We start from the raw sequence: 24104 nt of genomic DNA, 5'->3' as shown, positions 1-24104 counted from the left end.
GAATTCTTATTGCTCCAGTCTACCTGCAAGCTCGACAACAAATCGAGATGGTTTGTTCTTAGTACAAACAACATGAACCTCTTCTTCAGCGCGGGTAAAACCAACATAGAAAAGGCGGCGAGCTTCGCGTAAATCCCGCTCGCTTGGATTTCGTCGAGGTATTCCACCTTCATCCATTCCAAACATCACGACCACTCGAAACTCTCTGCCCTTCGAGCTGTGCAGCGTCGTCAGGTTAATACGGTTGTTGCCCTCGCCGTGCCCACAGAATTGGCCGAGCGTCATCTCTTCATGTTGTTCTCCTGGTGAGGTCTTAGATACAAGATCGTCAAGTTTCTCACTCTCATCGACGAGTGTCCTCGAACGGCTAAAAACATCGCGAAGGAGCTCTTGCCGCAGCGTAGACAGCCAGTCATTTAGGCTGATCGTGCTATCGCGTCGCTCCCACATTATACGTAGTAGTTTGCGCTGGAATTCTATGCGATCAGAGTCGGTTGGCAGCGCTTCGGAAAACATCCTGTAGGCTTCACCAATGAGCCTTGAAAAACGGGGCTCACCTGATTTCCACCCCTCGCAGCACCAAGTCCCGCATTGCTCTAGCCATCGCATTAAACGACTTGAACGCGGATAAATCGCCTGATTATCTGCCCGAATGGTCGCAAGACCGCGATCTGCTGCGGCGTCAGCGAGTATGTTGCCAAGCCATGCCGCCGGGTAAAGGATGGCGACATCACCATATTGAAGATCGGGAAGCCTTGCCATCGCATCTGGAAGAAGCGTGTCGAAAACATATGCAGCCTGTGTTTCGTAGCTTCCTTGTAAAGGATGAAAGTAGACAGTTCCCTCGGCGGCGTTTTCTGGGGCTTCGTAGCCGCGCTCTTCGCCAAGTGCAAATTGGGATGCTCGTACAATCTCGGACCCACATCGATAATTAAGGCGAAGCCTGACAGTCTCCACATCATCGCGTTCAGATAACCGCTTTAGGAGCACAGGAGCTGCACCCGTAAAACCATAAATGGATTGATCAACATCACCAACGGCGAACAAACGAATGCCGGTACTGAAGCACAATCCCATGACCATTTGGTGAAGAGCACGTCCAAGGTCTTGGTACTCATCTACAATCAAAACCGGATACTTTGCCTTTATTGCTTCTCGAAGCCACTCATGCTCCCGAAGTGCGCGCAATGAAAGCAAAGTCATATCGTCAAAATCGATGAGACCTGCTGCACGCAGCTCTTCTTCATAAGCGTGCACGAGTTCGGCCAGAACGGGATCGGTTTCTAAGAATTCGGGACTGGTTCGATCAAGATAACGGCGGCGATAGCGGTCAAGGGGGCCACGCCAGCGCGTATGTGGGTCATCGCCGCGCGCAATGACGCGGTCATAGGCGCGCTCCAAAGCGCCTCGTTGTTCGTTGTTGGACGCGACCTGAAAATCGTCCGGTAGCCCCATGCCAGCTACTTTCGCATAGGGCAGAATGATCTGGGTCAGGGAAAACGAATGCACCGTTCCGATGAAGACCCTTTCACCAGGCTCGATACCAAGCGCTTGTAGTCGCTGTTCCAACTCACGTGCGCACTCGTTGTTATAGGTGATACAAGCAACACCACGCGGCTCGTGCACATCTTCGGATAAAATGCGTGCAAGCTTAATCGTTAGCGTCTTGGTCTTGCCGCTCCCAGGTCCTGCAATGACTACGCAATGTCCTTTTGACTCGTAAGCTGCCCATTGGCCTTCGTTGGAGCGAAGCTCTTCAGCGGCACGTAAATAGAGACCGCGACTAGACACGATCGGCAACGAACTCAATGGCACGGGCTATGTAGCCTGGTGGGTCAATACCCTCGATGTAGGACAGCATTCGCTGAGCGAATCTACCTTTTCCGATAGTATCAATCATCTTTAGGAGTTCTTCTGGGTCCAGCGTTGAAGGATCAGCTTCCCACTCTTCGATCATCTTCTTTCTTTTTGCACTAAACTTATACTCCTTGAGAACGGAGATGATAGCTGGCGAAAAGCCATCCAAGAACAAGTCTACCTCAAGCGTCTTGATGTTGGAAAAGACTCCGTACGCTTCGCAGCGTTCAGCGAAGTCATCTTCGTCGAGTCCTTCGAGTTCCGCGATAAGCTCCTCGGGCTCTTCACCCGTGCGCTGAATTTCGATGTCTGAAACTAGGTTGAGAGAACGATTCCAGCCGAGAGGACTCTTGCCCTCTCTCGGATCCCAGTCAGTGATGACAGCAAACGGAATTCCGAGGCCATTTAGAAATTTCGCGTAGGGACGGAAGTTCGTGCCTGCTACCGAGCAAACGGTAACACCAAGCTCATCGAGTGACTTGTCCAAGGCTTCCGCAAAGGCGGGAATAAGAAAGCGTTCCGCATCGCCCTCTACTAGCAACACCCCGCGCGCAAAAAGTATTTCGGCGCGTGTTACGTCAAGATATCTCGCAATATCGTCCGCCTCCTTGGCCTTGAGACTGATCGATTGCGTCGCGTATCCTTTCGTTCCGTTGTCACCTTCGTCCTTGAGCAGCACGATGGATCGCAACGGCGCGACACTCGCGATGTGCGGCGAATGAGTCGTCAAAAGGATCGAAAGTGGTGCGCCGCCTTCCTGCGCCTCCGTGAAGACATGACGATAGACTGACCGCTGGAGATGCGGATGCAAATGGGCTTCCGGCTCTTCAATCGCCAAGAACGTATGATCCCGATGATTTTCCTCGATGAGTCTTCGTAGTTCGAGAGACTTCAGCGTGAGAAAGACCAAGTTGGCTGATCCGAGGCTGGCATCGCTGATCCCACGTTCGCCTTCGTCTATCAAAAGCCGCACAGCGCGATAAAGCCGTGCAGGATCAGTCGGGCTAAAACCAAGTTTTGGATGTATATCCTGCTTTTCACCGCTCATTTCTTGAAAGAGATCAGCAATGCTTTTTTCGAGCGCTGCAACTTCGTCGAACTGCGTGATCTTCGCAGTCGCTTCTTCGATGGCCTCACCGATTTCCTCAAGCTCATCAGCGTCGACACCCTTGAACGCCTCCTCGATAAGTGGTCGCAGCGGCGATCTTTGCCAAACCGAAAGGTCGCTTTCGGCATCCCTTAGCGCGGGCAGAACATCCATCGTGATTCGCCTTCTGAGCTTATGACCGAATGTCTTAGTTTCGCTTTCGCCGCCATAACAAATGAACTCGAAGTCTTCAGACGCTCCCGGCTCACCTTCAAGGTCGGCAATCGGTTTCAGCTCGTAGGTCAACCTCACCGTTTTAGGATCATCGTCGAGCCGAAAATCCGTGAGTATCGCCAAGATATCAGGGTCACTTTCGAAATCTTTTATCTCGATACTGACCACAATCTTGGTTTCTTTCGTAAGCTCTTCAATGCCATCCCAAAAGTCTGACAATCCAAGTTGTCTAGCGCTATCAGGTAGAGAGGGATCGCAAACCAATCGAAGGGCATGAAGTAAGTTGCTCTTTCCTACTCGGTTCTCACCTACAACTACTAAGCTTCCAGCGACGCTTACGTCGAAATCGGAAAAATTTCTAAAGTTCTCAATCCTTATTCTTGATAAATACAATCTCGCCTCCTTCAAATCTACTTATATTACGTGCCACTGATTGAAGTAGCCATCTCCAAATAACGGCAGAACCCGTTCGCCAATTGCATTTGTCTAGGCGTTCTGCACTCGGCCTCAAACACTTCGGGTGAAGCAATCAGGATTGCCACGCACTGAGCACGCGAGATCGCAACGTTGAAGCGATTGGCGCTGTAGAGAAATTCCATGCCGCGCGGGGCATCCGCATGGCTAGATGTTGCCATCGAGTAGATTGCGATGGGCGCTTCCTGGCCTTGGAATTTATCCACGGTTCCGACCCGTGCGTTTGGCAGGCGCTGCTGTATCTCAAACACTTGTGCGTTGTATGGCGTGATGATGACGATGTCGTCTAAAGTTAGGGGCGCCTCGTCGCCGTCTCGGTCTATCCAGCTTGGTTTGACCGCAAGGATGTCAGTAACCAGCTGCGCCGTGGCTTCTGCTTCTTCGATTGAAAAGCTCTTATTGCCCGAGTGCGAAACGGGGAGATAGCGCAGGCCGCTACCGCTAATTGGACCTTCAGAGATGATCCGCTGCTGCGCACAGCTGTCCTTGGCATGGAGCTTATCGTCGTAGAAAAGCTCTGAATTAAAGGCGCAGATGTCAGGGTGCAGACGCCAAGTCTGTTCGAGGAACAGCCCGCGATCTGCACCGATTGTGTGGTCATCGCCCAAAATATGCTGAAGCGAAGAGGCGTCCGTTCCATCGGGATGCGAGCCTTGGCTCGGTTGATCAAGTTGCTGAGGATCACCGAGCAGTATGAGCGTACGCGCGGCTTGAGAGACCGCAACCACATTGGCGAGCGACATTTGTGCGGCTTCATCCACAACCAGAACATCAAGCGTGTCCTGCGCATCTTCACGAGCCCAAAGAAAACTGGTTCCACCCGCAACCTGGCACGCGCCTGAGCTTAACAGGTCAAAGACTGCGCCGTTGTCCTTGGTGAAGATCAACCTGTCTTCATCATCGGCATTCTCCGAGAGCTTTTGAAGACAGTTCAGATCAACGCCCATCTCGCGCGATGCTTTGACAACGCCGTCGATGAGGTTGCGAATGACTTTGTGCGAGTTCGCCGTGATCCCGACTTTGAGGCCGCGTTCGACAAGGCGACAGATCATCCGTGCGCCCGTAAATGTCTTGCCCGTTCCGGGTGGACCTTGGATCGGCAGCACGCCGCCATCGATGGCATCCGCGATACGCAGTGCTGCCGCGAGCATGTCTTCGCCGTCCTGTCTTATTTGCTGACCGCCAATGCGGGGCCGCTCGCGAAGGAGCAGAGAGCGGGCTGCGAGATACGGACCGTCTCCCTCGATGCTGTGATCAGCTACATATTCTGCAATCCGAAAGATCGCATTGGCTTGCTCTTTCCCAGGGAAGTTATCGAAGGCGTAGACTGCGTCAGGGTGCAGCTCTGCCGTTTTCTTCGACTTCTTGATATCTATCGTTCGCGCATCGGCATTGATCTCGATGATACTGCCAAACGACTCACCGCCAGCGGCGCGGAGTTTTTCTCCGCCGCGAAGGTCGGTGTCCTGTTGTACGAACTGATACCGATCAGTCGGGATTCCCGTCTTGGTGTGATCCACGGTGTCCACATAGGTTAGAAAGGCCAGCGCAGGGCGCTCGTCCAAGAGATCGTCTGCGGTGAGTTCTTTGAGGCGGAAGAACTCCCACCACGAAGATTTCTCTTCGCGCCAATGCCATTCCAGAAGATAGGCAAGTAGCCACCGCGCCTGCTGTTCGTCAGTTCGTTCTTCAATATCGACGGGTACATTGGCCGTCAGGCGCTGGATGAGGTCGAGAATTGCTAGCTGACGCTCGCTAAGTTCTTCTTGCTCCAGATCGTCTTTAGGTGAAGGGCGCGGCACCTCGATGCCCTGATCGATAAGGCTTTGTCTTTGCTCTTCAAGCCAGTTCTGAAGGGCTTCGGTGGAGGCGCAGTCATCGAGATTATAGCCTTGAACAGTGGCTTTGACCTTATCGCTTATGGACTCGACATCGCCGAGCTCCAATCCCGCTTGCAAACTCTTAAGTGCAAGGTTGGCATCGGAGAGCTCCGTTGATCTTTCAAAACCGTAGATCGGTTCAAGCTTCTTGATGGAGTAGCTTTCAACGCCAGCACGCATAGCGTTTCGAACGACCGCAAGAAGATCAACAAAAAGCTCTGCTCGCAGGAAGTTGTCAATTTCGTTCTCGCGGCTGGCATAACGTCCCATTAACCGCTTAAGCGCAGCGGTCTCGTACGGTGCAAAATGGTAGATGTGGAGATCGGGATAGGTCTTGCGTCGCTCAACTACGAAGTCAACGAAACGCTCGAAGATGGCCTTCTCCGCGTCTCGGTCAAAGGCCCAGTCAGCCGTGTAGTCCCAGTTCCCATCCGCATTGCGATAGGTGTAGCCAAACAGATATTCGATGCCGTGTTCGCCAACGAATGCATCGCTTTCTATATCAAAGAAGATATCGCCGTCGGACGGTTCGGGGAGAATGCAAAGACCTGCTTCCGGGGTAACGGGCAGCAGTTCGAATTTCAGCTCGCCTGCATCTCGGGATTCGATTTGTATCCGCGCTTGTTCTCGTATCTTTTCAAATGAATGTGCCGAACCTCGTTGAGGTTTCCAGGGTAGCGGCATTGGCATTGCCGCAAGGCCAGACGCAGTGGCGATGCCATTCTCCTGAAGCTCAGTTGTTTGGCTCTTGGTGATATTGGCCACAAGACACAAATGATCGTCTGCGCGGCGCTTGGTTTCACAGCGTTCACGCCAACGACAGATATCGCAATGTTCTTTTGGCTCGGGGTACTGTGCAGGGGGTGCGTCATCCAGTGTAGCCTCTTCGATGGCAGACTTAGCCTTCCGAAAGTAGGCCGCATAGTCTGCATATCGGAATTGTTGCGGTTCAAAGTTCGACCACGGCGCGACGACATAGATAAATTCAGGGGCAATTCCCTGCGCCTGATGAAGAAGATCGGCATAAAGGCATAGCTGAAGAACGGAACCCGCCTTGGTCTCGCGGGCGAGCTTAGTGTCGATGATCTCGTAAGACCACGTCCCAAGATCACTGGGTTTTTCGACTCGGCGAAGGATGTCTGCGCGGCCTGACCAGCGACCGTGGCGCAGCGCTGCTTGGATGATCACATCCGCACCTTGCGCCATCGCTGCATCGGTTTGGGATACGGCGTCATCGGTAATGTCCACACCATCGATTGTTAAGCTGGAGAGTCCCTGATCGGCCAAATGCTGCACGAATTCTTGTTCGTGGCGATGTCCGCGCTCACGCAGTATCTCGAGCAACGGGTCCCAAACTTGAGGCTTTTGAAGCGTGCCGGAAGCAACGTTCAAATCAAGTTCCGTAAGATGATTGCAATTCAAATGACCAACAAGATCAGACGCACTTAACTGTATGACATCAATAATTTTTTTCATGATGCGACTATACCAAAAGTTGTAAAGAGCGTCCAATATATAAGACTGAAGTGCGCACCCTTCGGGACGGGCTGTCGTGAACCGAGCCCGCGAGCGGTCTCGGCCCTGCGGCTTCCATCCCTTGCGCGACCATCGCCAGCCGTGAACGGCTGACACTTCTCTTTCTTGTTTGGGGCCTTGCAGGCCCGTCCTCCGTCAAGACCAAGCCCTTCGCTTGAGCTTCGGGCAAAAGCCATGGCCGTGGCTCGCCTTCGGCTGCGCCCGCACCCCTCCATGGCTTTCGGTCTGGACGACCGTCCCCCCGCTCATTGGCGCGGGCCTAGTCCGGTTGCATGCGCAACCGAGCTTTGAAGGAAGGAAAAAAGACAATGAGACAAGATATTTATCAGAAAGTGACCGACAAGATTATTGCTGATCTGGAACGAGGCGAGCTGTCATGGCTCAAGCCTTGGAGCAGCGGAAACCTAGAAGGCAAGATCACCAAACCCTTGCGGCACAATGGCGTGCCCTACAACGGAATCAATATCCTTATGCTATGGGGAGCCGCCGTTGAAGCTGGCTATCTCTCCCCGTTCTGGATGACCTTTAAACAGGCCAAGGAGCTTGGCGCACATGTCAAGAAGGGCGAGCGCGGCAATCTGGTTGTCTATGCCAACACCATTACCAAGACTGAAGAGCAGGACGACGGATCAGAGGAAGAGCACAAAATTCCCTTCATGAAGGGATACAGCGTGTTCAACGTCGAGCAGATCGAAGGCTTGCCAGAGCACTACTATGCAAAGCCCGAGCCAGTGATTGACCCCGCCTTGCGGATCAGCCACGCGGAAGACTTCTTTGGAAACACAGGCGCAGACATTCGCCATGGCGGGAACAGCGCTCACTATGCGGGCGGGAGCGATCATGTGCAGATGCCGTATTTCGAGACGTTCAAAAGTCCCGAGAGCTACTACGCCACACTGGCGCATGAGCTGACACATTGGACGAAGCACAAGAGCCGCCTTGACCGAGAATTCGGGCGCAAGAAATGGGGTGACGAAGGCTACGCCCGCGAAGAACTGGTCGCCGAGCTTGGCGCGGCTTTCCTTTGCGCCGATCTGGAGTTGACCCCCAAGCCTGGCACCGATCATGCCGCTTACATTCAAAGCTGGCTCAAGGTCTTGAAGGAAGACAAGCGGGCGATCTTTAGCGCTGCCGCCCATGCTCAGCGCGCGGCTGACTTCTTGCATGGCTTCCAGCCGAAGATCGATGACGAAGAGCAGCACAATGGAGTAGCCGCGTAAGGCGGCTCCAGAGACAGAAAATTTTGGCTGGCCGATTGGCCAGCCAACTCTTCTTCTGTGGAAAACCCTATCCAGCTTATTCATGTCACAGAGGAATTGTGTAACATTTCACCACATGGCAAATTTTCTTGTTGAATTTCTGAAGCTTACATTGGTCGCTATTACGGTATTGGCGTTGTTTGGGATTGCCTTCGTTTACCTCGAAGGTGAGCACTACGATCACCCGCAAAAGATCGATGAAGAGAAGATGCGTGCATGGCTAGATGAATTAGAGCCTGCAAGCGACAAAGACTTCCGAGCAGATACTCTGCAAGAAATTTGCGAGTCAAAAAACTCGGTCGATGATGGCTGGTGTACTGGATATATGATCGGGTTTGTCGAAGGGCATGCAACGGCGATCAGAAGCCTATTCTGTATTGATGATGAGTTTTCTAAGGATCAAGCGTTTCAATCTTTTAAAAACTACATGGAAGACAATCCACAGTATTGGGGAAAATCAAGGTCCATAATTCTGGCTGAATCCCTTCGGCAGGTCTTTGATTGCAAAGACTCCGACGGGAACTAATTTCCTTCTTTATCAATGCGGCCAGCCTGACGGCTAGCCCCATGCCGGTTAGATGCTTGGGCCGCGACAGGCCAGCTCTTCTTCGATATTGCGCATGCTTTGAAGAGCATCGCGGCGCTCATGGCTCCCGCGCGGAGCGGCGGCGAAGGCATTGAAGGCTTCTGCAAGAAGTCCGTGCAATTCTGCCGTGCTGCGGGATGCCGCTTCAAATCGTGAGACGAGTTTCATCGTATCCTCCTTTGTTTCAAGGAGGCCCCGAACCGCTCAGGGCCTTTCGGCCCGCACACACACACAATCATCGGCCAGTGAAGGCCCTGATGGGTCGGGAGACGGTCTTGGAACTATGGAGAGATGCGCATGTAGCGCGGCTTCGTCGGTTTGGATGGGATCACCGCGACGGCGGTATTGATGCGGCTTGATGGCAGTAGGTTTCGGAGGCGTTAGCCCGCCTGCGTATGATGCCAGCGTCGCTTTGCTCCAGATGCGGATTTTCGAAGGTAAGCGTCGAACGGCACGCTTTGAGGTGCGTGGCTAGGTCAGGTCTGGCCGCTTACTTCACGGCTGTCTGTCTCCATTGCGTCAAAGTGGCTTGCATTGATTGCCCCTAAATCCCTGGCCGAATGCGGCTCAGCCTTCAATGTCCTGCCCGCTCCACCTGGCTTCGCCAGCCGTGTTGAACATGAACCCTGATCCTTTGCCTTCGCCCGAACGGGAGGGCGTTAGCAAGCCAACTTAGAAAACAAAGGAGAAAACCATGGCACGCGAAAAAACGAACCAAAACCTGCCCTTGAACGCGCCCGACTATCTGGCGTGGCACGTCACCCAAAGAGGCGAGAAATCCTACTGGAACAAAGTCGGAGCCGCTTGGCAGCACAAAGACGAGCGAGGCTTTACGCTCCAACTCGAAACCTGCCCGATCAATGGCCGCATCGTACTGCGCCTCCCGCTGGAAGATGCTCCCGAGACCACAAACGACGCGGGGCGCTCATGAGCGCCCCCATCGAAACCCAAGAGCACCGCGTCGATCCTTCACGTCTCGCTTCTGGAACATGGTGCCAGACGCGAAACCGACAGATCGGAGAAGGCGATATCGCGGCGTCCTACAGCGCCGACAAGATCGCGCAGGGAAAGATCAGAAAGCCCTTCTTTTGGAAGAATGGCCTATGGGTTTGCACTGGCACGCACAGCAAATCCGCTGAAGCATATCGCCTCGTGCCTGAGCGCTTCTTTGACGGAGAGCCTACGACCTACAACGAAGTCGCGATGCTGCCCTTCGAGCAGCGTATTAAGCCCCAAGGGTTCTACCACGGCATGCGTGTCCGTCATGGCAAGCAGGACTGCGTTCTTGTCGGGCCGAAGGTACTCTTCTTTCCGAAAGAAGAGAGCGAAGCGCTCAGACAAGCTGATCTGTTCGACCTACTATGATCGAATTTCAAAGATACGCGGCGCGCATTTACTGCAAATATCTCAGAAATTTATTTCGTAATTAATATGTTTATGAGAAAATATGGAAGTGACACTAATCGATAATTTGGAGTTCTTTTTCTATTCTGCGGCCTATTATGCGCTTTCCTGCATAAAGGCGGCATACTTGTCGGTGTCTTTTTCCTTCTGGACACTCTTTGTGCTCGACTTTTTGAGCGGGCAAGAAGTCTCTGAAAATCTATATGAACTCTTGGTTAATATGATTATCACACCATTTATCCTTGCGCCGTTTGGAATCGGCATCGCCCTGCAAATCGGTTATCTAGCAATCATTTTGGGCTATTTTGCCTTTCTGCTGTTGCTGAAATTTAAGGTGAGAAGCTGCACATATTGGGTATTGGTGACTTCCATTCTCGCCTTTTTAAACATGATGCTGATCAAGAGCGACACAACAAAAGTATTATTCCCCGAGTTCAACTTGTCGCCGGCACTTGTCGGACTTGCCTTTGCAGGAATCTTTATGGGTAGAATTCTGTTTAGTTTGCGTGGGACTTACCCATTCTGCAATGCATGCTCAAAGAACGCGACTTCGAACGAGCGCATTGACATTTAAGGGCTCTTTGACCGTCATTCCGTCACGCGAAAATAGCCTCCATCTTAGCATCACTGTTCACTATTTGTTCTTGACTCTGGCAAGTGATATTTGCTTTATTCATTCGATGTGGAATGCGAGTGAAAACAGAATTGCGAAACGATACATTGATGATGAGCACATGCGCATCCTCACCGAAGCCGTAGCCGATTGCGAACAAGACTTCGATGTCCGCTCGAAGAGTGTCTATGAAGCGCTCGATTACTTCCAGGAACAATCGAGCCGCAGTTGGGGCTTCACCTTGTTTCGACAAGGTTTGGAGGATTGGAATCCAGCCGCGCTGCGCGAGGGACTCCATTTGATCAAGCAGCATATTGGCTACAGGACTTAGGGTGTCGCTCAGCAAGGCCCACAGTCGTCATCATCGCTCCACCAATCTTTGAGCGCGCGCGGCTTGAATTCCGGCGCAAGAACATCGGGTTTCGTTCGCCTTGCATGAGTCAGCCGAATAGCCAGCCGCACGGTATCCTCGGCAGCGAGTTTGAAATGGTCTCGTAGTTCATCAAGAAGACGAGCATGGGTCTCGTCCAGGTTCAGCATCAATGTGTGTCGCATAGGCGACCTCCTTTCTACTGGTTAAAACTCTCGGCCCCGATCAGGCCCACGATCTCGCGGGCGCTGACGTTGGCGTTCGCGCTGACGCTCATCTGCGCGGTGACGTTCGGTTCGTTTGGTCTCTTGGGATCGCGCATCCGCACGGGTCGTTGGGTATTTGGGCTTGATCTTCGGAACGTTGCCTTGCTTCATGAGCATGTAGTTCGCGATCTCCTGGCGAAGCGCCATGAGTTCCTTGATCCGCTCTTCGCGCATCGCACGAATGGCCTGCTGCAAGCGCTGGCGTTCTTCGAGTTGCCGCGAAATCATCTTGTCGCGCTCGACCTGATCACGCTTTAGCGCTTGCCAGGCATCATGTTCGTTTTGGGCTTTCAGCTTCGAATATCGGCCAGTGAGCTGACTCCACCACTTGCCCACGCCTTTACTTGGAAGGCGCGAGGCGCGCGCAGCCGCTTCACGGGTTTCGCGCTGCTTTTGTAGTTCAGCCATCCCCGTGCGCTCAATCCGATGGCGCTCCACCATTTGTGTGCGGCGGAATTCCATAGACGGACGGGCGCGCTTATATCCTTCTTCGATCTCGGCGCGTTGACGGCGCAAGCCATCCGCCATCAGCGCGGCAACATGCTGTCGTTGCTCATCAACCTTTGGAAGTTCTTTGGCGTTGGTGAAGCGGGCGTTGACGTCTTTTGCCTTCACGCCCGCCCAGCGAGACAAGGAAAATGCTTCACCGCGATAATCCACAGCAACCACGCCCCGACGATCCCCTTGCGCCAGATAGTAGCCGCGCTGTTCCAGGGCGGATTTGAGGCTTTCCGCAGAATCTGAACGCTCCCAAGTATCCTTGAACATGGCCTTGACCATGCGGGGGTCTAGCTTGGCGCGTGCCGCTTGTTGCCACTCCGCGCGGGAGAAGGTGAGCGGATTGCGATTCTCACGATCCACCATCCCCTTTGGCATCTCCCAGCCATGGCGAAGGTAGAGCTCACGAGAAACGTCCATGAGCTTTACCTTCGTGAAAGACATCTGCTTTGCCGTCATGGCGTCGGTATCAATGCGGCTCCAGACGGCATGGGCGTGACGCCGACCTTCCTTTTCATGGAAAACGACAGCACGCGGCTGACCATCAAGGCCGAGCTTTTGTTCGGCCATTTCGATGGCTACCTCGAAAGTCTGCGTGTCGACGTGGACACCCTCGGGAGGGTTCAGGCTGAGAGAGAATAGATGTTGCTTGCAGCGCGTGCCCTTCGAGATCGCTTCGGCTTCGGCGAGAGCCTCATGCAGATCATCTTCGCTCATGAAGCCGCGAAGATCATGCAACTCCACATGCTCATTATCGCGCGCATTCATCAGATGCTTTGAAAGCTCGTGGGCATTGCCGCGCTGGGAACCTTTGAGGATCATGGCTTACCTCCATTCCCAAGCGCGCGGAGCAGTTCAGCACGCATCTCGGCGACCTCATCGCATGCCTTGCGCAGTTCGTCTTCAAGCTCTGGCGAAACAGGCATCGCGCCCGTGTTAGCCGCGCGAGCAAGCTGGTTCAGGTTCTGGGACAGGCGCGAACCGCCCAGCGTTCCGAGGACACGGCCCAAAGCCTCGTGATCCTTTACGGGATTGGTGTTTCGGCGGCGCACCTTCTCCAGCGGCTCATCAAAGAGCTTGGCCTTGATGTAGGCACCGAGCGGCAGGCCGTTCGCAGCCTCTAACAACGCGGCTTTCTCGTCAAAGCTCAGTCGGAGCGAGAATGGCGCTTCTCGCTTCTTGACTGGCTTCCCAGCTACTTTGTTGAAATCACGTTCCGAAATGCTCATCACCGCACCCCGGATCGTTGTCCTGAGTTACGGTGTTGGAAGGCAGATCACAGGTCTGGAGAATGGTTTCCCATTCTTGCAGGATGGCAAAGAGAGAGTTCGAACTTTCTCCCTCTAGCTGCACCATTAATCACTGAAATCGCTAAGAAATTTCGCATCATTGGGTGCAGTGCACGGTCCTGTATTCATGGGCTGATTTCTGCCATTTCGAGGGCGCGGACCCGGCGGCGCGGCACAGGTGCGCGCTGACCGGTCCTGGCGCCGCAAATCATCCGACAGCAAAGCCGTATCCATCGCGGCAGCACCGGATTTGGTGCGGTGCCATGCCGGCAAATGCTGCAATGGCCGCCGAATCGAGTACAGGCCGGTCAGCCCCGGCCTGTCACACCACCGCAATTCAGTTTCACCTTTTTGAATATTTATCTTTTTCAAATCAGCAGCCTGCGAAATGATTCAGATCAAGGTGGCCGCAACAGCACATTTGCATGGTGGCGCTGGCAGAGCTGAAGCCGGCCGGCTGAAAAGGTGGATCTGACATCACTGTTAGACAGCCGTCAGTCACATCCGGATCAGCCCGCCACCGCTTGCACAGCAGGCTGCGGTCATGCCGCAGTCCGATTGTGTGAAAACAACAGCCAAGGAGGACTCATATGTCCGAACAGCCAACCAAAGCCGAAGAGAGGAACACCTTTCTGTTCCTTGCCGTGGTCCTGGCGCCGGTTCTGGCAGTGGGAATCGTCGGCGGATACGGCCTGATGATCTGGATCTCCCAGATCTTCCTGGGGCCGCCCACAGGTTAAGGGCCCAGGCCAATGCCAGCACATGCCAGCACCGCCCCCTCGCGCCGCGCCTTCCTGACCGGAAGAGTGGCCCGCCCGGACCCGGAATTCCGCCCGCCCTGGACGGATGAGGCCCGGGTGCAGGCCCATTGCACCAGCTGCAATGCCTGCGTGGAAAGCTGCCCGGAGAACATTATCGAGTTCGACAGCCGCAACCGCCCGCGGATCAATTTCCGCGGCGGCGAATGCACCTTCTGCGCGGCTTGCGCCGAAGCCTGCCCCGAACCTGTGTTCGATCTGGAGCAGCCGGCGGCCTGGCCGGTCACGGTAGAGATCACCGGCAGCTGTCTGAACGCCGCCGGCATCGCCTGCCAGCTGTGCACCGATATCTGCGACCCGCGCGCCTTGCGGATGGACCTGTCGGTCCGCCCGGTCGGCGCCATTCAGGTGGACGCCGGCGCCTGCAACGGTTGCGGCGCCTGCCTGTCCACTTGCCCGAACAACGCCATCGCGATCACCGATCCCCGCCAGCAAAGGAAGTCCGCGTGACAGAAGAAATCCATATCTCCAGCCTGCTGGTGCGCAGCGACCCGGCGCGGATGGAGGCCGTTCTGGCCGACATCAAATCCATGCCCCGCGCCGAAATTTCGCAAACCGATCCCTCGGGCAAGATTGTGGTCCTGTTCGAGGCCGACAGCGACCGGGCCATCGGCGATGCACTCGCCAAAATTCAGCTTCTCGACGGCGTCGCCAGCGCGGCGCTTGTCTTCCATCAAACCTGCGATGCGCAGGACCTCGCCATTGAAGAAGGAGTCCCCCAATGACCGGACTTACCCGCCGTGACGCCATCAAGGCGCAGGCCGCCGCCGCAGCGGCGCTTGCTGCCGGCCTGCCGGTTCCCGCGGCAGCGCAGAACCTTGTTACCGACGCAAACGTGACTGAGCTGAAATGGTCGAAGGCGGCCTGCCGCTTCTGCGGCACCGGCTGCTCGATCATGGTGGCCACCAAGGCCGGCCGCGTGGTCGCCACCCACGGCGACACCCAGGCAGAGGTCAACCGCGGCCTGAACTGCGTCAAGGGCTACTTCCTCTCGAAGATCATGTATGGCGCCGACCGCCTGACCACGCCGCTTTTGCGCAAAACCAACGGCGAATATGACAAGAACGGCGAATTCACCCCGGTTTCCTGGGATGAAGCCTTCGACATCATGGCTGAGAAGTGGAAGAAGACCCTGGCCGAGAAAGGCCCGGAGGGCATCGGCATGTTCGGTTCCGGCCAGTGGACCGTCTGGGAGGGCTATGCCGCCTCCAAGCTGATGAAGGCGGGCTTCCGCTCCAACAACATCGACCCGAACGCGCGCCACTGTATGGCCTCGGCCGTGGGCGGCTTCATGCGCACCTTCGGCATCGACGAGCCGATGGGCTGCTATGACGATTTCGAGAACGCCGACGCATTCGTGCTGTGGGGCTCGAACATGGCGGAGATGCACCCGATCCTGTGGACCCGCATCACCGACCGCCGCTTCAGCCATCCGCACGTCAAGGTGGCGGTGCTGTCGACCTTCACCCACCGCAGCTTCGACCTGGCGGATATCCCGGCGGTGTTCACCCCGCACACCGACCTGGTGATGCTGAACTACATCGCCAACTACATCATCCAGAACGGCGCGGTGAACGAGGACTTCGTCGCCAAGCACGTCAACTTCAAGCGCGGCAACCAGGACATCGGCTATGGCCTGCGCCCGGAGCACCCGCTGGAGCAGATGGCCGAGAACGCGGACAAGGCCGGCGGCGCCTCGGATATGACGTTTGAGGAATTTGCCGAGTTCGTCTCCGAGTACACGCTTGAAAAAGCGTCGGAAATGTCCGGTGTTCCGGCAGAAACCCTGGAGAAGATCGCCAAGCTCTATGCCGATCCGGATACTAAGGTGATGTCGCTCTGGACCATGGGCGTGAACCAGCACACCCGCGGTGTCTGGGTCAACAACATGATCTACAACATCCACCTGCTGACCGGTAAGATCTCCACTCCCGGCAACTCGCCGTTCTCGCTGACCGGCCAGCCGTCGGCTTGCGGCACCGCGCGCGAGGTCGGCACCTTTGCCCACCGCCTGCCCGCGGACATGGTGGTCAAGAACCCGGAACACCGCGCCTATGCCGAAAAGATCTGGAAACTGCCCGAAGGTACCGTTCCGGGCTGGGTTGGCTCCCACGCGGTGAAACAGAACCGCGACCTGAAGGACGGCAAGATCAACTGCTACTGGGTTCAGGTGAACAACAACATGCAGGCCGCTCCCAACATGATGGAGGAAGGGCTGCCGGGCTACCGCAACCCCGACAACTTCATCGTGGTCTCGGATGCCTATCCGACGGTGACGGCTGAAGCTGCAGACCTGATCCTGCCCGCCGCCATGTGGGTGGAGAAGGAAGGCGCCTATGGCAACGCCGAGCGCCGCACCCAGTTCTGGTATCAGCTGGTGAACGCGCCGGGTGAATCCAAGTCCGACCTGTGGCAACTGGCGGAATTCTCCAAACGCTTCACCACCGATGAGGTCTGGCCGGCGGAAATTCTCGACGCCAACCCCGAATACAAGGGCAAGACCCTGTTCGAGGTGCTGTTTGCCAATGGCAAGGTCGACCAGTTCGAGCTGTCCGAGAAGGCCAAGGAATACGGCAACCACGAATCTGAGGACTTCGGCTTCTACATCCAGAAGGGTCTGTTCGAGGAATACGCGGAGTTCGGCCGCGGCAAGGCGCATGACCTGGCCCCGTTCGACACCTACCACGAGGTGCGCGGCCTGCGCTGGCCCGTGGTGGACGGCAAGGAAACCCGCTGGCGCTTCAAGGAAGGCTCCGACCCCTACGCAAAACCCGGATCGGACTATGATTTCTACGGCAAGCCCGACGGCAAGGCGGTGATCTTTGCGCTGCCCTACGAGCCGCCGGCGGAAAGCCCGGATGACGAATACCCGATGTGGCTGGCCACCGGCCGCGTGCTGGAGCACTGGCACTCTGGTTCCATGACCCAGCGGGTGCCGGAGCTGTACCAGGCCGTCCCGGATGCGCTGTGCTACATGCACCCGGACGATGCCAAGGCGCAGGGCTTCCGGCGCGGCACCGAGGTGCGGATCATCTCGCGCCGCGGTGAAATCCGCACAAGGGTTGAGACCCGCGGCCGCAACAAGCCGCCCAAGGGTCTGGTCTTTGTGCCGTGGTTCGATGCCCGCCGGCTGATCAACAAGGTCACGCTGGACGCCACCGATCCGATCTCGAAACAGACGGATTTCAAGAAATGCGCAATCCGTATCGAAGCAGTGTGAGGCCCGTCATGAAACATCTCCGTCTCGCCATCCTGGCTGTTCCGGTTTTTCTGGCCACCGCAGCCTTCGCTCAGAACCAGGTCGCCACGCTGCGCAACACCGCACCGCTGGACCAAGAGGGCGAAGCCACCCAGATCCCCGGCATCGTCAACACCGACATCCGCCAGGTGCGCAACTACCCGGATCAGCCGCCGCTGATCCCGCACAAGACCGACAACTACCAGGTCGATCTGAACTCCAACAAATGCCTGACCTGCCACAGCCGCACGGCCGTGGAGGTCAGCCAGGCACCGATGATCTCGGTCACCCACTTCATGAACCGCGAGGGCCAGACCCTCGGCGCGGTCAGCCCGCGGCGCTATTTCTGCAACCAGTGCCACGTGGTGCAGACCAACGCCCGGCCGCTGGTCGAGAATGAGTTCGTCGATGTCGACAAGGTGATCGACTACGTGAAGGCACAGCAGGGCGGGGCGGACTGATGATTGCTTTCCTGAAACGGCTCTGGTGGATCATCAGGCGGCCCAGTGCCTACTTTTCGCTCGGCTTCCTGACCATGGGCGGCTTTGTAATGGGGATCATCTTCTGGGGCGGGTTCAACACCGCGCTTGAAGTCACCAACACAGAGGCCTTCTGCACCAGCTGCCACGAAATGCGCGACAACGTGTTCGAGGAGTTGAAGCCGACGATCCACTATTCCAACCGCTCCGGCGTGCGCGCGTCCTGCCCGGACTGCCACGTGCCGCACAACTGGACCAACAAGATCGCCCGCAAGATGCAGGCCTCCAAGGAGGTCTGGGGCAAGATCTTCGGCACCATCAACACGCGGGAGAAATTCCTGGAGCACCGGCTGGAACTGGCGCAGCACGAATGGGCGCGGCTTGAGGCAAACGACAGCTTGGAATGCCGCAACTGCCACTCGGACGAGTCTATGGACATCACCCGCCAGTCCAAGCGGGCAGCGGACGCGCATGAGCGCTTCCTGTTCACCGGCGAGAAGACCTGCATCAACTGCCACAAGGGTATCGCCCACCAGCTGCCCGACATGGCCGCAGCCGAAGGCGAGGACCACGCAGGCCTGCTGGCCCCGGCGCACGGCGAGGGCCTGCTGGCCAGCACCCGCAGCTACCTGGGCCTGAGCAGCGACTGACGCTGCCAGCGCCGCAAAACACGAAAAGGCCGCTGTCCCGATGGGCAGCGGCCTTTTTTAGTGCCTGATATGCCGAATTTTCCCGGATCGATTGCGATCTGGTTCGGCTGAATGGCTTGTGCGGACCTACAGCGGAATGCTGCCCAGGTGCTCCTCGCCGCGCGCGCGGGCCAGCTGCATCTGCTTCTGCCGCTCGCGGAACCGCACTTTGTCTTCTTCCGAGGTCTGATCAATGCACAGGTGGCAGCTGACACCCTGTTCGAACTCGGGCCGCGCCTTGTCCTCGGGCAGGATCGGGCGGCGGCAGCCGTGGCACAGCTCATGCGGGCCTTCGACCAGCCCGTGGCCGACCGACACCCGGTTGTCGAAGACAAAGCATTCACCTTCCCAGGTGCTGTTGTCCGCCGGCATTTCCTCCAGGTAGCGCAGGATGCCGCCCTTCAGGTGATAGACATCCTCCACCCCCTGGCCGAGCAGGTAGTTGGTCGACTTCTCGCAGCGGATGCCGCCGGTGCAGAACATCGCAACCCGCTTGTTGTGGAAGCGGTCCTTGTTCTCCTCCCACCAGGCTGGGAAATCGCGGAAGCTCGCGGTCTTGGGGTCGATCGCCCCCTCGAAGGTGCCAATGGCCACTTCGTAATCGTTGCGGGTGTCGATCAGCACCACATCGTCCTGCCGGATCAGGTCGTTCCACTCTTCCGGCTCAACGTAATGCCCGACAGAGGCCAGCGGATCGACGTCCGGCTGGCCCATGGTCACGATCTCTTTCTTCAGCCGCACCTTCATCTTGCCAAACGGCGGCTCGGCAGCGGTGGCCTCTTTCCATTCCAGCCCCGCACAGCCCGGCAGAGACTTGATATGCGCCAGCACCGCGTCGATGCCCGCGCGCGGGCCTGCAATGGTGCCATTGATCCCCTCCTGCGCCAGCAGCAAGGAGCCTTTGACGTCCTGCGCCTGGCACAGGTCCAGCAGCGCCGGCCGGATCGCGGCAGGATCGGGGAAACGGGTGAAGTGATAGAGGGCAGCAATCGTGTACATGCCCCGCCCTTAGAACCAAGCGCGCGGGTTTTCAAGTCAAAGAACCCGCCCCGCTACACCAATAAAACAAGGGCTTTGGATGCATGTTTTTGTCTTGCGTCCGCGCCATCGTGCAGCAACAGTTCCCATGACCCGCACACACCGCTAGATATTGTGTGCCCAGCATAGGAGATGCCGATGACCCAGGCCCTGATCGTTGTCGATGTGCAAAACGATTTCTGCCCCGGCGGCGCGCTGGCGGTGCCCGGCGGCGATGAGGTCGCGGCCCCGATCAATGCGATGATGGACCGCTTCGATGCGGTCATACTCACGCAGGACTGGCACCCGGCGGGGCATTCCTCTTTTGCCTCCTCGCACCCGGGAAAAGCGCCGTTTGACACCACAGAGATGCCCTATGGACCCCAGGTTCTGTGGCCGGATCACTGCGTGCAAGGCACTGAGGGGGCGGCCTTTCATAAGGATCTGCGCACCGATGGCGATCTGATTATCCGCAAGGGATTCAGGCCCGTGATCGACAGCTATTCCGGTTTCTTCGAGAACGACCAGACCACGCCCACCGGGCTGGAGGGATACCTGCGCAGCCGCGGTATCACGGATCTGACACTGGCCGGGCTGGCCACCGATTTCTGCGTTGCCTTCACCGCACTGGACGCGGCACGTCTGGGGTTCGGCGTGACGGTGCAGCTGTCTGCCTGCCGCGCCATTGATCTGGATGGCTCTCTCAAGGCGGCTTTGGCGCAAATGGAGCAGGCAGGGGTGAAATTGCAATCCTGAGTTGAAGTTTCCAAATATTAACCAGTTACACATAACACTGGCAGGGAGTCCGGACAGCAAGGCTGACTGATGAACATAGGGAAGGGGCCGACTGACGGCCCATTGGCCAGCTATGAAAGGAAGTACAGCTCGTTTGAGCTGATGATGCGCTATGCCAAGGGGCGCTATAAAACTTTCTGGCCGCGCCAGGTCTTTGTTTTCGGAATTTGCGTGCTGCTCGGCCTGGCGACCGACATGAGGATTGCCGCCCTGGCGTTCACAGCAGCCCTGATTGGTGACATCGCAGATAGTTTCTGCCTGTGGCGCCTTGCAGCCCTGGCGGCCAAAGGCGTCCCTGAATCCAAGCTAAGGCTGCTGACGACCCTGTCCGCCGCAGTCTACGGTGCGGGAATGAGTATCTGCGCCACGCTGCCGTACTGGCCCTGGGTAGAGGCTGGCGTCGATACCGATCACCATCTCGACATTCTGTTCACCATTGCCTTCCTTGCCGGCATTGCGATGAACGCCGCAATCACCCTGCCGTACCACCGCCCGGCCTCAGTCGTCTGGATGGTTTTCTTTTGTGCGGTGCCTGCTGCGATGCTCGGTGTCGATTTGGTGGAGGGCGGCGGCTTTACCACCGAATGGCAGTTGCATGCTGTTGGTATCGTGACCTTGACCGGTTTCATGTTCTGGCTGGCCGCCTACGGCCGCCGCACCTTTGAAAACACCCGCCAGTACAATCTTGCCACCGCCACCCAGCAGCAGGAGCTGGAGGCGGCAAATGCCCGCTTGCAGGATCAGCGGATGGAGGCCCGGCGCCTGGCGCTGGTCGCTGAAAACGCCAATGACAGCGTGATGCTGATGGACCGGGAGGGGCGGATCACCTGGGTCAATGACAGTTTCACCCGCATCACGGGCTATTCCTTTGACGAGGCGCTGGGCCAAATGCCCGGCGATCTTCTGAACAGCGGTGAAACCGATCCCGGGACAATCAAGATGCTGCAGGACAGTATCCGCTACGCCCAGCCGGTCCGGGTTGAAATCCGCAACCGCCGCAAGGACGGGCGCAAGGTCTGGATCGAAACCAGCCAGGTGCCGATGCTGAACAGCGACGGCAAACTGGAAACCCTGATCGCCGTCGAACGCGACATTACCGCCGCCAAGGAACACGCCCGGCAGCTGGAAAAGGCCCGCATCGCGGCAGAGGAGGGCGCCCGCGCCAAATCGGACTTCCTGGCCACCATGAGCCACGAAATCCGCACCCCGATGAACGGGGTGATCGGCATGGCGCAGCTTCTGCGCGACAGCGGCCTCAGCAAGGAACAGGCGCTTTATGCCGATACCATTCTCAGCTCCGCCGACATGCTGCTGGCCCTGATCAATGATGTGCTCGACTTCTCCAAGATGGACGCGGAGGAACTCACCCTCAGCCCGGTGAACTTCGACCCCCGCAGCTGTTTTGAAACCTCCATCCGCCTGCTGCAGGCCCAGGCGGACGCCAAGGGACTGGACCTGGCGCTGGAGATCCAGGAGGATCTGCCTGCACAGTTGCACGGCGACGACCGGCGAATCCGGCAGATCCTGATGAATCTCGCGGGCAACGCCATCAAGTTCACCAAGCAGGGCCGGGTGGCGGTTGCGCTGGGCGGCACGCCTGCAGCCGGCGGGTATGAGCTGACCTTCACGGTGACAGACACCGGTATCGGCATCGCCGAGGACAAGCTGGGTGAAGTCTTCGAACGGTTCTCGCAGGCAGACGCCGCCATCAGCCGCCGCTTTGGCGGCACCGGTCTCGGGCTGGCGATCTCCCGCCGCCTGGCAGAGGCGATGGGCGGCGGCATTGCGGTGTCCTCAGAATTGGGCACTGGCTCCTGCTTTGCAGTTCGGCTGCACCTGCAGGACGCGCAGGCAGAAAGCGCCGCGCAGCCGGAACCTGCAGAGCCAAGCGCCCCAGCGGCGCTGGACGGGCTGCGTGTGCTGGTGGCCGAAGACAACGCCGTGAACCGGCTGCTGGTGGAAAAATTCCTGAACGCATTGCCGGTAGAACTGACCTTCGCCGAGAATGGCCGCGAGGCGGTGGCAAAGTTTGAGGAATTCGTGCCGGATGTCATCCTGATGGATATGTCGATGCCGGAAATGGACGGGCTGGAAGCCACCCGCGCTATCCGCGCTCTGGCCCGGCCGCAGCCGTTGATTGTGGCGCTGACCGCCAATGCCTTCGACTCCGACCGCAAGGCCTGCCTGGCTGCGGGTATGGACGACTTCATGAGCAAGCCAATCAGCAAGCCCAAGCTGCTGGACCTGCTGGCCCGGCTGGCACCGCAGGCGCAAAGACGCCGCGCGGGCTGACCGCCTTGCCCCGGCTGCCGGGCTGTCCTATCAATCAGTGACCCTTATGCACGAGGCCGACGGTGGATATCGCAACCCGCGTCTACAATCACAAATGGAAGATCGACCCGATCGTCCGGTCGCTGATTGATACTGATTTCTATAAACTTCTGATGTGCCAGTCGGTGTTCCGCAACAAGCCGGACACCACTGTCACCTTCTCGCTAATCAACCGCTCCGCGCAGGTGCCGCTCGCAAAACTGATCGACGAGGGCGAGCTGCGCGAACAGCTGGACCACATCCGTTCGCTGTCCCTTTCCCGCGGCGAAAGCACCTGGCTGCGGGGCAACACCTTCTATGGCAAGCGGCAGATGTTCCGCCCCGACTTCATGGAGTGGTTCGAGGGGCTGCGCCTGCCGCCCTACCACCTGGAGCGCAAGGGCGATCAGTATGAGCTGACGTTCGAGGGCAAATGGCACGAGGTGATGCTGTGGGAAATCCCGGCGCTCGCCGTGCTGATGGAGCTGCGCAGCCGCGCCGTGATCAACAGCATGGGCCGGTTTGAACTGCAGGTGCTTTACGCTCGCGCCATGACCCGGGTCTGGGAAAAGATCGAACGCCTGCGTGAGGTGGAGGGCCTGACCATCGCCGATTTCGGCACCCGCCGCCGCCACTCCTTCCTCTGGCAGGACTGGTGCGTGCAGGCGATGATCGAGGGGCTGGGAGAGAAATTCACCGGCACCTCCAACTGCCTCATCGCCATGCGCCGCGAGGTGGAGGCGATCGGCACCAACGCGCACGAGCTGCCGATGGTCTATTCCGCGCTGGCCGGCAGTGATGCGGAACTGGCGCAGGCCCCCTATGACGTGCTGTCCGACTGGCATGACGAGCACGAAGGCAACCTGCGCATCATCCTTCCCGACACTTACGGCACCCAGGGCTTCCTCGACCGCGCGCCGGACTGGCTGGCCGGCTGGACCGGTATCCGCATCGACAGCGGCGACCCGGCGAAGGGCGCCGAGGTGGCGATCAACTGGTGGAAGGCGCGCGGCGAGGACCCGGCAGAGAAACGTGTGATCTTTTCAGACGGCCTCGACGTGCAGCAGATCCAGGACCTGCACGCGCAGTTCTCGGGCCGCACCAAGGTTTCCTTCGGCTGGGGCACGCTCTTGACCAACGACTTCCGCAAGCTGGTACCGGATGACGCGCTGGCGCCGTTCTCGCTGGTCTGCAAGGCGGTTGCGGCCAACGGGCGGCCCACGGTGAAACTGTCCGACAACCCGGAAAAGGCGATGGGTCCGGCAGATGAAATCACCCGCTACAAGCGCGTTTTCGGTGTCGGAGAGCAGGAGCGGCAGGCGGTAATCGTTTGATAACACTTCGCCGGTGTTGCGGCGGGTATTCTGCGGGGCAGTACAAATAGTGGCAGAGCTTCTGTCCCAAT

At 57.5% G+C, this 24104-nt stretch carries 23 protein-coding genes; 14 read left to right on the top strand and 9 right to left on the bottom strand.

Features of this window, described 5'->3' with window-relative positions; genetic code table 11:
- Nucleotides 1-6: 6 nt before the first annotated feature.
- From RA25_RS22430 to RA25_RS13685, 3 genes are read right to left on the bottom strand one after another with little or no spacing between them, the layout of a single operon-like run.
- The gene (locus tag RA25_RS22430) at nt 7-1809 is read right to left on the bottom strand and encodes an ATP-dependent helicase (protein ID WP_082023076.1); all 1803 of its coding nucleotides are present in this window, start codon (nt 1807-1809) and stop codon (nt 7-9) included.
- The gene (locus tag RA25_RS13690) at nt 1784-3571 is read right to left on the bottom strand and encodes an ATP-dependent nuclease (RefSeq protein WP_039173153.1); all 1788 of its coding nucleotides are present in this window, start codon (nt 3569-3571) and stop codon (nt 1784-1786) included. Before RA25_RS13690 ends, RA25_RS22430 begins: the two co-directional genes overlap by 26 nt.
- A gap of 26 nt (nt 3572-3597) precedes the next feature.
- On the bottom strand, nt 3598-7008 hold the full coding sequence (locus RA25_RS13685) for a TM0106 family RecB-like putative nuclease (protein WP_039173234.1): 3411 nt from the start codon (nt 7006-7008) through the stop codon (nt 3598-3600).
- Nucleotides 7009-7376: 368 nt separating this feature from the next.
- Here RA25_RS13685 and RA25_RS13680 point away from each other — a divergent pair, with 368 nt between their 5' ends.
- Entirely contained in the window at nt 7377-8288 is a 912-nt protein-coding gene (locus RA25_RS13680; protein ID WP_039173148.1) for an ArdC family protein, read from the top strand.
- Between the two features lie 115 nt (nt 8289-8403).
- The gene (locus tag RA25_RS13675) at nt 8404-8853 is read left to right on the top strand and encodes a Rap1a/Tai family immunity protein (RefSeq protein WP_152612204.1); all 450 of its coding nucleotides are present in this window, start codon (nt 8404-8406) and stop codon (nt 8851-8853) included.
- Between the two features lie 48 nt (nt 8854-8901).
- Here the strand turns inward: RA25_RS13675 and RA25_RS13670 are convergent, their stop codons facing one another.
- Complete coding sequence (locus tag RA25_RS13670) at nt 8902-9081, bottom strand: hypothetical protein (RefSeq protein ID WP_039173143.1); 180 nt, start codon at nt 9079-9081, stop codon at nt 8902-8904.
- Nucleotides 9082-9607: 526 nt separating this feature from the next.
- Between RA25_RS13670 and RA25_RS13665 the strand changes: the two genes are divergently transcribed.
- The 3 genes from RA25_RS13665 to RA25_RS13655 all read left to right on the top strand — a co-directional run bounded on the left by RA25_RS13665 (nt 9608) and on the right by RA25_RS13655 (nt 10891).
- Nucleotides 9608-9844, top strand: coding sequence for a hypothetical protein (locus tag RA25_RS13665; RefSeq protein WP_039173140.1), 237 nt, complete (start codon nt 9608-9610; stop codon nt 9842-9844).
- Nucleotides 9841-10278, top strand: coding sequence for a hypothetical protein (locus RA25_RS13660; RefSeq protein ID WP_039173137.1), 438 nt, complete (start codon nt 9841-9843; stop codon nt 10276-10278). The genes RA25_RS13665 and RA25_RS13660 overlap by 4 nt, the downstream gene beginning before the upstream one ends.
- A gap of 82 nt (nt 10279-10360) precedes the next feature.
- Nucleotides 10361-10891, top strand: coding sequence for a hypothetical protein (locus RA25_RS13655; RefSeq protein WP_039173134.1), 531 nt, complete (start codon nt 10361-10363; stop codon nt 10889-10891).
- Between the two features lie 22 nt (nt 10892-10913).
- Here RA25_RS13655 and RA25_RS13650 read toward each other — a convergent pair whose 3' ends face one another.
- The 4 genes from RA25_RS13650 to RA25_RS13640 are packed head-to-tail and all read right to left on the bottom strand — an operon-like array spanning nt 10914 to nt 13293.
- Complete coding sequence (locus RA25_RS13650; RefSeq protein ID WP_039173131.1) at nt 10914-11243, bottom strand: hypothetical protein; 330 nt, start codon at nt 11241-11243, stop codon at nt 10914-10916.
- A gap of 26 nt (nt 11244-11269) precedes the next feature.
- Complete coding sequence (locus tag RA25_RS22745; RefSeq protein WP_152612202.1) at nt 11270-11485, bottom strand: hypothetical protein; 216 nt, start codon at nt 11483-11485, stop codon at nt 11270-11272.
- Nucleotides 11486-11506: 21 nt separating this feature from the next.
- Nucleotides 11507-12886, bottom strand: a complete 1380-nt coding sequence (locus RA25_RS13645; RefSeq protein ID WP_039173128.1) for a relaxase/mobilization nuclease domain-containing protein — start codon at nt 12884-12886, stop codon at nt 11507-11509.
- The gene (locus tag RA25_RS13640) at nt 12883-13293 is read right to left on the bottom strand and encodes a hypothetical protein (protein WP_039173127.1); all 411 of its coding nucleotides are present in this window, start codon (nt 13291-13293) and stop codon (nt 12883-12885) included. The genes RA25_RS13645 and RA25_RS13640 overlap by 4 nt, the downstream gene beginning before the upstream one ends.
- Before the next feature lie 650 nt (nt 13294-13943).
- Here RA25_RS13640 and napE point away from each other — a divergent pair.
- The 6 genes from napE to RA25_RS13610 are packed head-to-tail and all read left to right on the top strand — an operon-like array spanning nt 13944 to nt 18538.
- A complete protein-coding gene (gene napE / locus RA25_RS13635; RefSeq protein ID WP_019295059.1) occupies nt 13944-14093 on the top strand; it encodes a periplasmic nitrate reductase, NapE protein in 150 nt (49 codons plus the stop codon).
- A 12-nt stretch (nt 14094-14105) separates the two neighbouring features.
- Entirely contained in the window at nt 14106-14621 is a 516-nt protein-coding gene (napF, locus tag RA25_RS13630; RefSeq protein WP_019295058.1) for a ferredoxin-type protein NapF, read from the top strand.
- Nucleotides 14618-14896: a chaperone NapD gene (locus tag RA25_RS13625; RefSeq protein WP_019295057.1), complete on the top strand. Its 279-nt coding sequence runs from the start codon at nt 14618-14620 to the stop codon at nt 14894-14896. Before napF ends, RA25_RS13625 begins: the two co-directional genes overlap by 4 nt.
- Nucleotides 14893-17391 carry a nitrate reductase catalytic subunit NapA gene (gene napA / locus RA25_RS13620; RefSeq protein ID WP_039146835.1) on the top strand — a complete coding sequence of 833 codons (2499 nt, stop codon included), beginning with the start codon at nt 14893-14895 and terminating at the stop codon, nt 17389-17391. The genes RA25_RS13625 and napA overlap by 4 nt, the downstream gene beginning before the upstream one ends.
- Nucleotides 17392-17399: 8 nt before the next feature.
- Nucleotides 17400-17870, top strand: a complete 471-nt coding sequence (locus tag RA25_RS13615) for a nitrate reductase cytochrome c-type subunit (protein ID WP_019295055.1) — start codon at nt 17400-17402, stop codon at nt 17868-17870.
- On the top strand, nt 17870-18538 hold the full coding sequence (locus tag RA25_RS13610) for a cytochrome c3 family protein (RefSeq protein WP_019295054.1): 669 nt from the start codon (nt 17870-17872) through the stop codon (nt 18536-18538). The genes RA25_RS13615 and RA25_RS13610 overlap by 1 nt, the downstream gene beginning before the upstream one ends.
- A gap of 126 nt (nt 18539-18664) precedes the next feature.
- On the opposite strand, the gene trhO is transcribed toward RA25_RS13610, so the two are convergent.
- The gene (trhO, locus tag RA25_RS13605) at nt 18665-19576 is read right to left on the bottom strand and encodes an oxygen-dependent tRNA uridine(34) hydroxylase TrhO (RefSeq protein ID WP_039173124.1); all 912 of its coding nucleotides are present in this window, start codon (nt 19574-19576) and stop codon (nt 18665-18667) included.
- Nucleotides 19577-19753: 177 nt separating this feature from the next.
- Here trhO and pncA point away from each other — a divergent pair, with 177 nt between their 5' ends.
- The 3 genes from pncA to pncB all read left to right on the top strand — a co-directional run bounded on the left by pncA (nt 19754) and on the right by pncB (nt 24033).
- On the top strand, nt 19754-20350 hold the full coding sequence (pncA, locus tag RA25_RS13600) for a bifunctional nicotinamidase/pyrazinamidase (protein ID WP_039173122.1): 597 nt from the start codon (nt 19754-19756) through the stop codon (nt 20348-20350).
- A 69-nt stretch (nt 20351-20419) separates the two neighbouring features.
- On the top strand, nt 20420-22681 hold the full coding sequence (locus RA25_RS13595) for an ATP-binding protein (RefSeq protein ID WP_039173118.1): 2262 nt from the start codon (nt 20420-20422) through the stop codon (nt 22679-22681).
- 62 nt (nt 22682-22743) lie between these two features.
- Nucleotides 22744-24033 carry a nicotinate phosphoribosyltransferase gene (pncB, locus tag RA25_RS13590; protein ID WP_019295050.1) on the top strand — a complete coding sequence of 430 codons (1290 nt, stop codon included), beginning with the start codon at nt 22744-22746 and terminating at the stop codon, nt 24031-24033.
- Nucleotides 24034-24104 lie beyond the last annotated feature (71 nt).

It is taken from the genome of Leisingera sp. ANG-S5 (assembly GCF_000813925.1).
GTDB lineage: Bacteria > Pseudomonadota > Alphaproteobacteria > Rhodobacterales > Rhodobacteraceae > Leisingera.
Note: the sequence above shows the minus strand (reverse complement) of the source record. Positions and strands in the feature narration are given on the sequence as shown.